Raw genomic sequence first — 12,910 nt, forward strand, 5'->3', positions numbered from 1 at the left:
CCTTCGGGCTGTTCCTGGCCGGGCGGATCAGGACGGGCTGAAGTTGGGGGGAACGGGGTCGTGCCGCAGGTACTGCCGGCGGAACCGGCCCGTACCTGCCGTCAGGGCCCGCAGTTCCACTGCGTAACGCAGGAGTTCCTGGTCCGGGACTTCGGCGCTGATCTCCGTCAGCCCTTCGCCGGAGGAGGTTGTGCCGGTGAGGCGTCCGCGCCGCCCGGACAAATCGCTCATCACGGTGCCCACATGTTCGTCGGCAACGGTGATGGACACGGAGGACACCGGTTCCAGGAGCTGGATTTTTCCAGCGGCCGCCGCCTCGCGGAGGGCCAGGGCCCCCGCCGCCTGGAATGCCGCGTCGGAGGAATCGACGCTGTGGGCCTTTCCACCGGTCAGGGTCACCCGCAGGTCCACCACGGGAAAACCCGCAGACACTCCCCTGTCCATTTGGGTCCGGACTCCTTTTTCGATGGACGGGATGAACGTTCCCGGGATGACGCCGCCCACTGTCTTGTCCACGAATTCGAACCCGCCGCCGCGGTCCAGCGGTTCAACCTGGATGTCGCACACGGCGTACTGGCCGTGGCCGCCGGACTGCTTGACGTGGCGTCCATGGCCGGTGGCGGGGGCAGCGAAGGTCTCCCGCAGCGGTGTCACCACGTCCACGGTGTGCAGCTTGACGCCCTGTTCCCGCAGCCGGTCCAGGACCACCTCGGCGTGTGCCTCACCCATGCACCACAGCACCAGCTGGTGCGTTTCAGCGTTCCGCTCCACCCGCAGGGTGGGATCCCCGGCCGCGATCCGGCCAAGGCTGCGGGCCAGCGCATCCTCGTCGCTGCGGGAATCCGCTTCCACGGCAACCGGCAGCAGCGGTTCGGGCATCTCCCACGTGGCCAGCAGCAGCGGGCTTTCCCGGGCGGAAATGGTGTCCCCGGTTTCAGCGCTGCCCAGCTTCGCCAGGGCGCACATGTCACCTGCCACGGAGAAGGGAACAGGCCGCAGGCTGGCACCCAGCGGGGAGTAAATGTGGGTGACGCGTTCATCGGTGTCGTGGTCCTGGTGCCCGCGGTCAGCGAGGCCGTGTCCGCCCACGTGGACAGGCGTGTCTTCCCGCAGCGTCCCGGAGAAGACGCGCACCAGGCAGATGCGGCCCAGGAAGGGATCGTTCGAGGTCCGCACTACTTCAGCGGCGAGCGGCCCATCGGGATCGCAGGACAGTCTTCCACCCGGTTCCCCTGCAAGGTCGGTCGTGTCCGGCAGTTTGCCTTCCAATGGTGCCGGGAAGGCGCGCACCAGGACATCGAGCAGTTCCGCCGTGCCGAGTCCTGTGACGGCGGACGTTGGCAGGACGGGAAAGAACGAGCCCCGGGCGACGGCGGTTTCCAGGTCGTCCGCCAGCACCCCTGTATCGATGTCCTCCCCTTCCAGGTAGCGGTCCATCAGCGTTTCGTCTTCGCTCTCGGCGATGATGCCCTCGATCAGGGCGCCCCGCGCGGCGCCGGCGGCTGCAAGTTCCTCCGGGGCGGCTGGACGGATTTCCGGTGCGGGATCTCCGGAGGAGTAGTCAGTAACCTCCTGGGACAGCAGGCCGAGGAGACCGGCTGCCCCGCTTTCGGCCGGCACCGGGACGTACAGCGGGAGCACGCCGTCGCCGAACGCTTTCTGGCAGGCGGCCAGGGCGCCGTCGTAATCCGCCCGCGGGTGGTCCACCCTGGTGATGACGACGGCGCGTGGCAGGGCGATGTGCGCGCACTCGCCCCAGAGCGCGGTGGTGGTCGCGTCGATGCCGTCCACGGCGGAGACCACGAACAGGGCGGCATCCGAGGCCCTGAGCCCCGCCCTCAGCTCCCCGATGAAGTCCGGGTAGCCGGGGGTGTCCAGGAGGTTCACTTTGACGTCGTCGACCATCAGCGGCACCAGGGACAGCGTGACCGAGCGTTGCTGGTGGACCGCTGCCGGGTCCGAGTCGCTGACCGTGGACCCGTCCGCAATGGAGCCCTTGCGGGTGATCACGCCGTTGGCTGCCAGCAGGGTCTCGATCAGCATGGTCTTCCCGGCGCCGGAGTGCCCCACCAGGGCCACGTTCCGGATCCGGGCCGGGTCCTGCCCCGCGATGCCGGCGGCCTGGTCTGCCCGCTTCGAATCAGGCCCGTTCCTGCCGCCCGCTGCCCGCGCTGACTCCCTGGTGCTCTTCACCGACATTGGAACCTCCTGGCATCATTGCCGACCGGACCGGACGTGTCCTCTGATTCGACACCTTGGGACGGCGGGACGGCAAGAGCACAGGCTATTTGCTGCGGGCTTTGCGGGTAGCGGCGTCGTTGGCCTTCTGGAGAGCGTGGACCAGCTGGTCCTTGTCCATCTTCGAGCGGCCCTTGACATCCAATTCCCTGGCGAGCTTGTAGAGGTGCTCCTTGGAGGCGTTGGCATCGACTCCGCCGGCGGTGGGTTCCGAGGACCGGATGTCCTGCTCCGCGTGCTTGTCAGAGGGGCCGCGCTTTTCCTTGGGCTCCCAGTGGTCGCCCACCTTCTCATAGCTGTGCTTCAGGGAGGCGTAGGCTGCACGGGCAGCGCGCTCTTCGTCCTGGTCGTAGGACTCGAGGGCGGAATCGTAGGTTTTTGCGAACGTGTCCTGGGCCTTCTGGTCAGAACGCTGCAGGGTCGAGGGAAGCTCGTCCTTGCGGGCATGGTCGTTCTTGCCGGTCTTGGGCATGGCACCCATCCTCCTTTAGTCAGCAGGCTGATTATTCGGATGGGATCCAGCTTAGACCCGGAGGTGGTGTGGAGCCCCCTGTCAGATTCGAACCGACGACCCCCGCTTTACAAGCCCTAAGCCGAGGGATTGCCTAACCCTACGCACCTCTACCCGCTGCGACGTATTCACACGGATTCGATGGGATTCGGAGGGGTAGAAGGAATCCTAGGACTTGGGGACAAAAGTATTCGCAATGGAGTTCCCGCTGCGCTCCGGCATGCCGAAGACGTGACAATTGGCGTTGCGGAAATCCGTGAAGTACATCAACACGGAACCGGACTCAGTCGACGAGTACCAATACTTGACGGTTGACGAGGGTCGGTACGTGTCCTCGACAACGGTAAAAGCCAATGTCTGACCGGGCTGGAGATCGATGACGCCCCCGCTAGGCACTCCCGGGGGCGGTGCCCAATCGTAAGTGCCGGTCGTCTGGATAGCTTCTATCTGGCCCCGTTCATCGAGGCCCTCAAGATCCGGCACGTCAGTCTGCATGATCTGTACCGCAGCGGTTGTTCCGTTAGTAATAGTGCCTCGGCCCGTGACTAGGACTTCTGGGTATCCGTAGCGACTGGTCTCTTTGTAATCGACGGATGTAAGCGTTGAGGTGACAGTTCCGGCAGGGCAAGTTTTGGTGGGCAACGGGGCAGGCGCTGGTTGGGGCTGCCTTGCACTTCTTGGCGTTTCGGTTGTCACGACCTGCTGAGGCACGTCAGCTACAACCGAGGCAGCCGTTGGTGTCCTGGTCATTGTCGGTGTCGGTGTCGACGTGGCCTTCGCTGGCGTAGCCTGCGGCGTAGCCACGGAAGGCGGACGCTGAACAGCTGTGGGGCTTGCGGCGGCTTTGGCTGACGCTACTCGACTAGATTCCAAAACGCCTGCCACCACCGCTCCCGATGCGATGGCCACGGCCACCAGACAGAACACTGCAACCAAAGCTGTTTTAAGCGACAAGCGAGGCCCCCACGATGACATACATGGATTTTATATCGGGGGCAAGACAACCGGCGCTTCATGTCCACTGTTCGAAGAGCGTCATCGTTCTTGATCTGGAAGCGGCTTTCTCTTCCTTTAGCAGATGTGGGAGGGGCGGTAGCCAGTCTATCGGCGAGTGATCAGCCCTTCGCTGACCAAATGGCTTGCAGCGCGTCGCCGCGATGAGGGACGCCAGGCGGGGACCTCAGGCGCGCCGAATGACCCCGGACGAGAACCAGCCGACCAGCAGCGCAGCCAACTGAACGTGCGCCTGGGCTTGTTCCAGCGTGGGTGGAACAGCGTTCTGATCCACATGTCGGTAGTGCTGACCGGCCCAGAGCGTTTGCAGCATGTGATGGATCGTGGTGTTGGGGGGAGCCTTATCGCCGTCTACACGGAGGTTATGTTCCCAGGTGCCTTGATCTCTTACATAAGCGACTGCATTCCCCAGAGACGGCTTCGGATGGTTGGGGCAAACAACCGGTGTTACTACCCGTTCGACAGCTTTGACCGCAAAGTCCATGGCCTCGGCCGGTCGAGCGTCAAGTCCAAACGCATACTGCCAGGCCTTGTAAAGCAAGGGCCCTGCTTCACGTGCGCTTTCGATGGCACTTTGAGTGACTTCCTCCATGCCAGCGGGAAGGCGTAATGACAACCTCGCGGTTTTTCCCGACAGGTCCGCCTTGTATTTGCAATGCGACCATTCAAGGGTTTTTGCCAAGCTGGCGGCTGAGCCTGAAGCAGGTGACAGTCGGCTCAAAAGGAAGTCCGTTACGCGCATAATCGTCTGCTCCCCTCTGCTGTAGATCTCCTGCAACAACCGCTGTAACGCAATCGGAGACACTCCCGCACCCAAGTCCACATGAAGAGCCGACTGGATATCGTGAGCCAGTCTTAGGTTTGCAGCGACACCAATTGCGTTCATGAACGGCCCCTTTAGCTGCTCAGTAATCCAAGCGCGCAAAGGCGCGGCCATTGTGGCCGGGATGCCGTCACGAATAACAGAAAGCGCGGCGAGCTCATCTTCAGTTGCGTCGAAGGGGACGAAGACCATGCATTCATTGAACCAGCACCGACCGACATTTCTGCGAAGCCGAGGGGTTTTGGAGGGGATGCCGGCACTTGGGGCAAAACAAAACCGTGCCGCTAGGGGCTAGGTCCCAGGTACGGCACGGTTTCTGTATGAGCCCCCTGTCGGATTCGAACCGACGACCCCCGCTTTACAAGAGCGGTGCTCTGGCCAACTGAGCTAAGGAGGCGTGCCCCTGGGGGCGTGCGCCGGGAAGGCGCTAGATAAGGTTAGCCCAACTCCCGCCGGGCGTAAAAACGCGCCGGAACGCCGCCGGACGCGGCAGGGGCCCACCCCGGAGACGATCCGGAGCGGGCCCCTGCCCTGGCTGTCGGCCCTTAGCCCTTGGCCGTGATGGCTGCCTGCAGGAAGTCCGGGAACGGCGTCTGGGCGCTGTCCCCCTTGCCCCACTGCTTGCCGTCCACGAACACCGTGGGCGTACCGGTCACGCCGATGGCCGCTGCTTCCTTGGTGGTGAACTTCACGAACGGGCGGTACGTCTTGTCATCCACGCAGGAGTCGATGTTCACGCCCAGGTCGGAGGCCATCTTCTTCAGGTCGTTGTCCGAGAGGCCTGCGCTGCCCTCCGCGGGCTGCTTGGCAAACAGCGCGTTGAAGAAGTCGGAGTACTTCTCCGGTGACGCGTTGACCACACAGGCCGCGGCGTTGGCGGCGCGGGACGAGTAGTTGGTGGTTGACCGGCTGTCCAGGAAGCCGAGGGCACGGTATTCCACGGTGATCTTGCCGTCATTGCGCAGCGAGGTGAGCTGGTCGTTGTACTGGGCCTCAAAGTTCTTGCAGACGGGGCAGATGAAGTCGATGTAGAGGACAACCTTCACCGGCTTGCCTGCCTCTGCCTCGGCACCCGGGGCCACTACCTCGGCGGGCGGAGTCTTCGGGGCGTCCCCCACGGAAGCCGCGTCAACGGTTGCCGCTTCGGTCTTGGCCACACCCGTGTTGGCCAGCAGGGTCACGCCGCCGTGGGCGTTGGCATTGGCCGGAACGGGGCCCTGGTCCGCAACCGGCGCGTTTTGCTTGAGGCTGTTGGTGACCACCAGGGCCACCACCACCAGGATGGCCACGACCGCCGCCACGATGCCCCAGCCGATCAGCATCTTGTTGCGCTTGTCCTTCTTTACCTGCGCTTCGCGGATCAGGCGCGCCTTTTCCCGCGCCTCGGCGGTTCGCTCAGCCTTGGACTTACGTACTTCGTTTGCGGGGCTCATGAGTTCCTTGGGTCGGTCGACGTAGGGGGACCACTTGGTGGCACCCCAACATTTTAGGGGAGAAAGCTGAGAGCTTGCGGGTTCAACCATTCTTCCGGGTTGACCAACGGACGAATAGCCCCGATGATTCCGTCCGGCTAGGGTGGCTTAGAGGCACAAGCAACCCCAGGGGGCCGCAATGCAAACACCCGTCCAGGAAAAACCAGCCGGAACAGCTACGGCCGGCAGTTCCGGTTCCGGCCACGCCGGCCATACCAAGTACGACTTCATGGTGGTCTCGAACAGGCTGCCCGTCGACCGCGTGGCACCGGGGGACGACAGCGATGACGGCTCCGGCTGGCGCCGGTCGCCCGGAGGGCTGGTGACCGCCCTCGCACCGATGATGACCAAGACGGACGGCGCCTGGGTGGGCTGGCATGGTGCCCCCGACGAGACGGTCGAGCCGTTCAGCCACGGCGGCATGGACCTCGTTCCAGTACAGCTCAGCACCGATGACGTGGAGCTGTACTACGAAGGGTTCTCCAACGCCAGCCTTTGGCCGCTGTACCACGACGTCATCGCCCCGCCGGAGTTCCACCGCACCTGGTGGGACGCCTACCGCCGGGTTAACGCCAGGTTCGCCGACGCCGTGGTGCGCCACGCGGACCAGGGGGCCACCGTGTGGGTGCAGGACTACCAGCTGCAGCTGGTGCCCCGGTTGCTCCGCGAAGCACGGCCGGACCTGCGGATCGGCTTCTTCAACCACATCCCGTTCCCGCCGCCTGAGATCTTTGCCCAGCTCCCGTGGCGCCAGGCCATCATCGACGGCCTGCTGGGTGCCGACCTGGTGGGCTTCCAGCGGCCCAGCGACGCTGGAAACTTCATGCGCTCCGCGCGCCGCTTCCTGGGTGCCAGCGTCAAGCAGCAGCAGGTGCACGTCAAGGACCACAACGGCCAGCTGACCCACATCGCGCGGGCGCAGGCCTTCCCCATCTCCATCGACGTCAAGCAAATCACCGAACTCGCTGCCAGGCCGGACATCATCGAACGCGCCCGGCAGATCCGGCAGGACCTTGGCAACCCCAAGACCATCCTGCTCGGCGTGGACCGGCTGGATTACACCAAGGGCATCCGGCACCGGCTGAAAGCCTTCGAGGAGCTCCTGGCGGACGGCCGGCTCACGGTGGGTGACGCGACCCTCATCCAGGTGGCCTCCCCCAGCCGGGAGCGCGTGGAACAGTACCGGCTTCTGCGCGAGGAGGTGGAAGGCACCGTTGGACACATCAACGGCACCTACGACACCCTCGAAAACACCGCCGTCCGCTATCTGCACCACAGCTACCCCGTGGAGGAGATGGTGGCGCTGTACCTGGCCGCGGACGTCATGCTGGTCACCGCCCTGCGGGACGGGATGAACCTCGTGGCCAAGGAATATGTCACCGCGCGCAACAACAACGACGGCGCCCTGGTCCTGAGCGAGTTCGCCGGGGCGGCCGACCAGCTGAAGCAGGCGCTGCTGATCAACCCGCACGACATCGCCGGCCTGAAGAACACCATCATGACCGCCGTCGAGCTGACCCCGCGGGAGGCCTCGCGCCGGATGAGGGCCATGCGAAAGCAGATCCTGGACCACGACGTGGACCACTGGTCCGCCGACTTCCTGCGCGCGCTGAATGAAAAGGTGGTCCGCGATGACTCCTGAGGGCCGCCGCGCCAAGGCGCCGCTGGCGCTCTCCCCGGAACTGCGGGAGGCCCTGCGCCGGATCGCCGGCACGGAGCACCTGCTCGTGGCCATGGATTTTGATGGCACCATGGCGCCCATCGTGGGCCGCGCACAGGATGCGCGGCCGCTTCCGCGGTCCGCCGCAGCGTTCGCGGGCCTCGCCGTGCTGCCACGCACGACGACGGCCCTCATCTCCGGACGCGCCCTCGCCAGCCTGCGGGAGGTCGCCTCCCCGCCGGTCGACACGTTGCTGATCGGCAGCCATGGCGCCGAGGCGTGGCTGGGGCCGGGCTCCACCGAACTGGCCCTTGAAGAGGACCAGAAGGCGCTCCTTGAAGAGGTCCGCGCCGAGTTGGCCGGCATCGTCGCCGAGGCGCCCGGCACCTCCCTGGAGGACAAGCCTGCCGGCGTCGTCCTGCATACCCGCCAGGCGGAGGACGACGTGGCAGAAGATGCAGTGGCGGCAGCACGGTCGGTGCTCCAGGACCGCAAGGGAGTCTTCCTGAAGGAAGGAAAACGCGTCCTGGAGACTTCGGTTGTCAATGCCTCCAAGGGCGAAGGTGTCACCTTCCTGCGGCAGGCCACCGGGGCCACTGCCGTGCTGTTCGCCGGCGACGACGTCACGGACGAGGACGCTTTTGGCCGGCTCGAACCGGGCGACGTGGGGGTCAAGGTAGGTCTTGATTTCACCCAGGCCCAATACCGGGTGGAGGCTCCCGTCCACATTGCGGAACTGCTGGAGGCCCTGCTCCAGGAGCGGAGCATCGCGGTTGCCGAGGAGGATCCGCAGGCCGCGTCAGGTTAGGACGTGGCCGGCGGCACATGTGACGTTCGTAACATTTTCGCAAGGAAGCGCAACCTCTGGCATACTCTGTGTGTGATGTGGCGCACAACCAGCGTGCGGCGTCATTTTGTGCCCCGGGCTCAGGCTCGGAGCACTTTGCAGGAACAAAACTGAATAAACATGAACCATTCACAACGGATCGTCCGGCACGTACCTGCCGGTGAAGGGATTGATAACTGTGGCTACAGTTACTTTTGATAACGCTACGCGTCTGTACCCGGGCACAGATAAGCCCGCCGTCGATAAGCTCAACATCGACATCGCCGATGGCGAATTCCTGGTCCTCGTGGGACCCTCCGGTTGCGGCAAGTCCACCTCCCTGCGCATGCTCGCAGGCCTGGAGGACGTCAACGCCGGCCGCATCCTGATCGGTGACCGTGACGTTACCGATGTTCCGCCGAAGGACCGCGACATCGCGATGGTTTTCCAGAACTACGCGCTGTACCCGCACATGACTGTGGCCGACAACATGGGCTTCGCCCTGAAGATCGCCGGTGTCTCCAAGGAAGAGCGCGCCGAGCGCGTCCGCGAAGCCGCAAAGCTCCTTGACCTTGAGCAGTACCTGGACCGCAAGCCGAAGGCACTCTCCGGCGGCCAGCGCCAGCGTGTTGCCATGGGCCGCGCCATCGTTCGTAACCCCCAGGTCTTCCTCATGGATGAGCCGCTGTCCAACCTGGACGCCAAGCTCCGCGTCCAGACCCGCACCCAGATCGCGTCCCTGACCCGCCGCCTCGGCGTCACCACCGTCTACGTGACGCACGACCAGGTTGAAGCCATGACCATGGGCGACCGCGTGGCCGTGCTGAAGGACGGCCTGCTGCAGCAGGTGGACACCCCGCGCAACCTCTACGACCGCCCCAAGAACGTCTTCGTTGCCGGGTTCATCGGCTCCCCCGCCATGAACCTGCTGGAGCTTCCCGTGGTGGACGGCGGCGTCCAGTTCGGCGGCACCGTCTACCCCGTGCCGCGCGACGTCCTCGAAGAGGCACACGGCTCCACGGTCACGCTGGGCAGCCGTCCCGAAGACCTGGAAACCGCTCCCCAGGGTGAAGGCCTGAAGGTGGAAGTGGACGTCGTCGAAGAACTCGGCGCCGACGCCTACGTCTACGGCCACACCAACCTCGACGGCAAGGACCACGACATCGTGGCCCGCGTCGACGGCCGCCGTCCCCCGATGAAGGGCGAGGTCATCTACGTCCGTCCGCAGTCGGGCCACGTGCACCTCTTCGACACCAAGACCGGCCTGCGCCTCGGCGACTGATTCCTTGGCTCCGGCGGTTGGGCCTGGCACAACCGCCGCTTGTCCGACGGCGGCCCGCACCTTTTTCGTAAACGGTGCGGGCCGCCGTCGGCCTTTAACGATGTCCGGGCGAAATTTAGCCGCCCTGCCCCGAGTACGGAAGAATTGACCCATGACCGAGGAATACAGCGCCCAGTGGCACGATGAACCCACCGACTACGCGCAGATCGGTAAACTGCCGCGGTTCGTGGCAGCCAGTGCCGATGACAACAAGGCAGCCTCGGTAGCATCGTCGCTGAATATCACTGCGGCAGCGGCGGATCCCGAACTGCTGGACCTGCCGTGGCACATCGCCCTCGAGGAGTGGCCGGCGCAGTACCTCGCGGCACTCCCCCGCGGCATCTCCCGGCACATCGTGCGCTTTGCCCACCTGGGCGGCTCTGTCATCGCCATCAAGGAAACCTCCGAGCACGTGGCCCGGCACGAGTACCACATGCTCCGCAAGCTGGCCCGCTTCGATGTGCCGTGCGTGGAGCCGGTTGCGGTGATCACCGGGCGCACCACCCCCGACGGACGCCCGCTCAACCCGGTCCTCGTGACCCGGCACCTGAAATTCTCCATGCCCTACCGCGCCCTCTTTTCCCAGATGCTGCGCAAGGACACCCTCACCCGCCTCATCGACGCGCAGGCCCTGCTGCTGGTGCGCCTGCACCTCATCGGTTTCTACTGGGGCGACGTCTCGCTGTCCAACACGCTGTTCCGCCGCGACGCCGGCGCCTTCGCCGCGTACCTGGTGGACGCCGAAACGGGCGAGCTTTACCCCGACCTCTCCACAGGGCAGCGCGAATACGACCTTGAAATTGCCCGGGTCAACATCGCCGGCGAACTGATGGACCTGCTGGACGGCGGCCTCATCGAGGAGAAGGTGGACCCCGTGGCCACCAGCGAGCTGATCATGGACAGCTACCGGCGGCTGTGGGCTGAGCTGACCGAGAAGGAATCCTTTGAGCTGGGCGAACGCTGGCGGGTGGGCGCCCGCATCCGGCGCCTGAACGAGCTCGGCTTCGACGTCGAGGAATATGCCATCAAGACCACCCAGAACGGCTCCACCATCCAGCTGCAGCCCAAGGTGGTGGACGCAGGGCACCACCAGCGGCGGCTGCTGCGGCTCACCGGCCTGGATGCGCAGGAGAACCAGGCCCGCCGCCTCCTCAACGACATGGACTCGTTCCGGGCGGACAACAACCCGGAGATGGATGAGGAATACAGCGCCCATCTGTGGGTGAGCCAGATTTTCGAGCCGATCGTGCGTTCCATTCCGCGGGACCTCTCCGGCAAGCTCGAGCACGCCGAGGTGGTGCACGAGGTCCTGGAGCACCGGTGGTACATGTCGGAGAAGCAGGAGCGCCATATTCCGCTGGCAGAGGCCGTGCAGTCCTACATCGACTCGATCCTCCGGCACCGCCGGGACGAGGCCGCGATCATGCTGAACCCCGACACCGAACTGCTGAAGATCCTCGAGGTGGAAAACGAGGAATCCCGCTACGGTGCCGATGAGTCAGAGGACGAATACCCGGATTCGGATGACTGAGGCCTAGATCGCCTTTCCGGGGTTGAGGATTCCGGCAGGATCGAACAGGTCCTTGATCCTGCGCTGGAGTTCCCGGACCGGCTCCGGTTGCTCCTGGCCAAGCCAGCGCAGCTTGTACTGGCCCACGCCGTGCTCCCCCGTGATGGTTCCACCCATTGCCAGGGCGGCGGTAATGGACTCGTCCAGGGCCACCTGGAGCCGCTCCATGGCGCCGGCTTCAACGTCGGGGCCCTGCCGGTCGATCCAGAAAGTGGGGTGCAGGTTCCCGTCGCCGGCGTGTGCCACCACCTTGAGGTGCACCTGCTGGGCGGCGGCCATGGCCTCGAGCGCCGCAACGTAGTCCACCAAGCGGGAGCGGGGAACAGCGACGTCTTCGCCCACGCGGTACTCGTCGTCCACCTCGGTGCCCCTGCTGTGCCGTCGCAGCTCCACCAGCCGCTCGGCTTCGGCGCTGGCCTCGGTGCTGACGGCGGCCCCGCCTTCGCGCAGGACCTGCCGCACCACATCGGCTTCCGCGGCAGCCCCAAACCCGTCTGTCTGGATCAGCAGCAGTGATGTGCCGCGTGCGGTGAGGTCGGAGCCATGGATGTCGTCGAGCTGGGCCAGTGTGCCGCCGTCGAGCAGTTCCATGATGGCGGGCTGGACACGGGCCCTTCCCACCGCCAGGACGCCTGCGGCGGCAAGCCTGAAGTCCGGGTAGAACGCGGCAATGGTGTGTACTTCCCGGGGCAGGTACTTCAGCCGCACGGTAATTCCGACGACGATGCCCAGCGTGCCCTCGGACCCCACGAAGAGGCCCGTGAGGTCATAGCCCGCCACGCCTTTGAAGGTCTGGTGGCCGGTGTGGATGAGGGAGCCGTCAGCAAGAACGACATCCAGGGCCAGGATCGAGTCCCGGGTGACCCCATACTTGGCGCAGCGCAGGCCACCGGCGTTGGTGGCAACGTTGCCACCGATCGTGGAGCTCCGGAAGCTGGCAGGGTCCGGCGCGTACATGAGGCCATGCTCTGCGGCCGCTTCATTCAGGACGGCATTGACCACACCGGGCTCCACCATGGCGGTTTCATCGTCCGGGTTCAGGGCGAGGATCCGGTCCATCCGCTCCAGGGAGAGGATGATGCAGTTGGTGGTGGCATGGGCACCGCCGGATACACCCGTTCCGGCGCCACGGGGCACGATCGCCACCCCGCTGCCGAGGCAGGCTTTCACCACCGCCTGCACGTCCGCCACTGATTCGGGAAACACCACGGCCTGCGGAAGCTGGAAGTCGATCACGGGCGCCTGGTCTACGGCGTACCGGCGGAGCGGGACCTCGCCCGTGTCCACCTGGCCCGGCGCCAGGATGGCTTCCAGCTCGTCAACGATGCTTCCCACAAAGCCTCCACCCGTCGTCGGACATACCTTCCCAGTCTAGGTGCGCTGCCGGCTGACACCGCGGCTACCTGCCCGTGTAATCGTTTCCAGTTCCCTTGCTCTGTATACATTCGCCTGCGCGATGAGCGCCGCGAAACAAT

Annotated in this window: 9 protein-coding genes and 1 tRNA gene; 4 read left to right on the forward strand and 6 right to left on the reverse strand. The window is 65.1% G+C overall.

Translation table 11 applies throughout. The features are described from left to right. Positions 1-27 precede the first annotated feature (27 nt). The 5 genes from BACI349Y_RS15545 to BACI349Y_RS15565 all read right to left on the reverse strand — a co-directional run bounded on the left by BACI349Y_RS15545 (position 28) and on the right by BACI349Y_RS15565 (position 6,019). A complete protein-coding gene (locus tag BACI349Y_RS15545; protein WP_159632890.1) occupies positions 28-2,199 on the reverse strand; it encodes an elongation factor G-like protein EF-G2 in 2,172 nt (723 codons plus the stop codon). An 85-nt stretch (positions 2,200-2,284) separates the two neighbouring features. Then, a complete protein-coding gene (locus BACI349Y_RS15550) occupies positions 2,285-2,710 on the reverse strand; it encodes a ChaB family protein (protein ID WP_159632891.1) in 426 nt (141 codons plus the stop codon). A gap of 1,219 nt (positions 2,711-3,929) precedes the next feature. Beyond that, the gene (locus BACI349Y_RS15555; protein ID WP_159632892.1) at positions 3,930-4,778 is read right to left on the reverse strand and encodes a hypothetical protein; all 849 of its coding nucleotides are present in this window, start codon (positions 4,776-4,778) and stop codon (positions 3,930-3,932) included. Positions 4,779-4,909: 131 nt separating this feature from the next. Continuing rightward, positions 4,910-4,983, reverse strand: a tRNA-Thr gene (locus tag BACI349Y_RS15560). Positions 4,984-5,131: 148 nt separating this feature from the next. Further along, positions 5,132-6,019, reverse strand: a complete 888-nt coding sequence (locus BACI349Y_RS15565) for a DsbA family protein (RefSeq protein WP_159632893.1) — start codon at positions 6,017-6,019, stop codon at positions 5,132-5,134. 178 nt (positions 6,020-6,197) lie between these two features. Here BACI349Y_RS15565 and BACI349Y_RS15570 point away from each other — a divergent pair, with 178 nt between their 5' ends. From BACI349Y_RS15570 to BACI349Y_RS15585, 4 genes are all read left to right on the forward strand, one after another. Further along, positions 6,198-7,700 (forward strand): alpha,alpha-trehalose-phosphate synthase (UDP-forming), encoded by a 1,503-nt coding sequence (locus BACI349Y_RS15570; RefSeq protein WP_159632894.1) that lies wholly within the window; start codon positions 6,198-6,200, stop codon positions 7,698-7,700. Continuing rightward, on the forward strand, positions 7,690-8,526 hold the full coding sequence (gene otsB / locus BACI349Y_RS15575) for a trehalose-phosphatase (protein ID WP_159632895.1): 837 nt from the start codon (positions 7,690-7,692) through the stop codon (positions 8,524-8,526). Before BACI349Y_RS15570 ends, otsB begins: the two co-directional genes overlap by 11 nt. Positions 8,527-8,743: 217 nt before the next feature. Beyond that, a complete protein-coding gene (locus tag BACI349Y_RS15580) occupies positions 8,744-9,826 on the forward strand; it encodes an ABC transporter ATP-binding protein (RefSeq protein ID WP_159632896.1) in 1,083 nt (360 codons plus the stop codon). A 151-nt stretch (positions 9,827-9,977) separates the two neighbouring features. Beyond that, the gene (locus BACI349Y_RS15585) at positions 9,978-11,396 is read left to right on the forward strand and encodes a DUF4032 domain-containing protein (RefSeq protein WP_142131112.1); all 1,419 of its coding nucleotides are present in this window, start codon (positions 9,978-9,980) and stop codon (positions 11,394-11,396) included. 3 nt (positions 11,397-11,399) lie between these two features. Here BACI349Y_RS15585 and BACI349Y_RS15590 read toward each other — a convergent pair whose 3' ends face one another. Continuing rightward, positions 11,400-12,770: an FAD-binding oxidoreductase gene (locus tag BACI349Y_RS15590; RefSeq protein WP_159632897.1), complete on the reverse strand. Its 1,371-nt coding sequence runs from the start codon at positions 12,768-12,770 to the stop codon at positions 11,400-11,402. Between the last annotated feature and the right edge of the window lie 140 nt (positions 12,771-12,910).

It is taken from the genome of Arthrobacter sp. 8AJ (assembly GCF_902506025.1).
Taxonomy (GTDB): Bacteria; Actinomycetota; Actinomycetes; order Actinomycetales; family Micrococcaceae; genus Arthrobacter.

Excerpts from the sequence above, each read along its gene's own strand:
- BACI349Y_RS15545 (WP_159632890.1), bottom strand. The coding sequence starts at position 2,199 with ATGTCGGTGAAGAGCACCAGGGAGTCAGCGCGGGCAGCGGGCGGCAGG.
- BACI349Y_RS15570 (WP_159632894.1), top strand. The coding sequence starts at position 6,198 with ATGCAAACACCCGTCCAGGAAAAACCAGCCGGAACAGCTACGGCCGGC.
- BACI349Y_RS15555 (WP_159632892.1), bottom strand. The coding sequence starts at position 4,778 with ATGGTCTTCGTCCCCTTCGACGCAACTGAAGATGAGCTCGCCGCGCTT.
- BACI349Y_RS15585 (WP_142131112.1), top strand. The coding sequence starts at position 9,978 with ATGACCGAGGAATACAGCGCCCAGTGGCACGATGAACCCACCGACTAC.
- otsB (WP_159632895.1), top strand. The coding sequence starts at position 7,690 with ATGACTCCTGAGGGCCGCCGCGCCAAGGCGCCGCTGGCGCTCTCCCCG.
- BACI349Y_RS15550 (WP_159632891.1), bottom strand. The coding sequence starts at position 2,710 with ATGCCCAAGACCGGCAAGAACGACCATGCCCGCAAGGACGAGCTTCCC.
- BACI349Y_RS15565 (WP_159632893.1), bottom strand. The coding sequence starts at position 6,019 with ATGAGCCCCGCAAACGAAGTACGTAAGTCCAAGGCTGAGCGAACCGCC.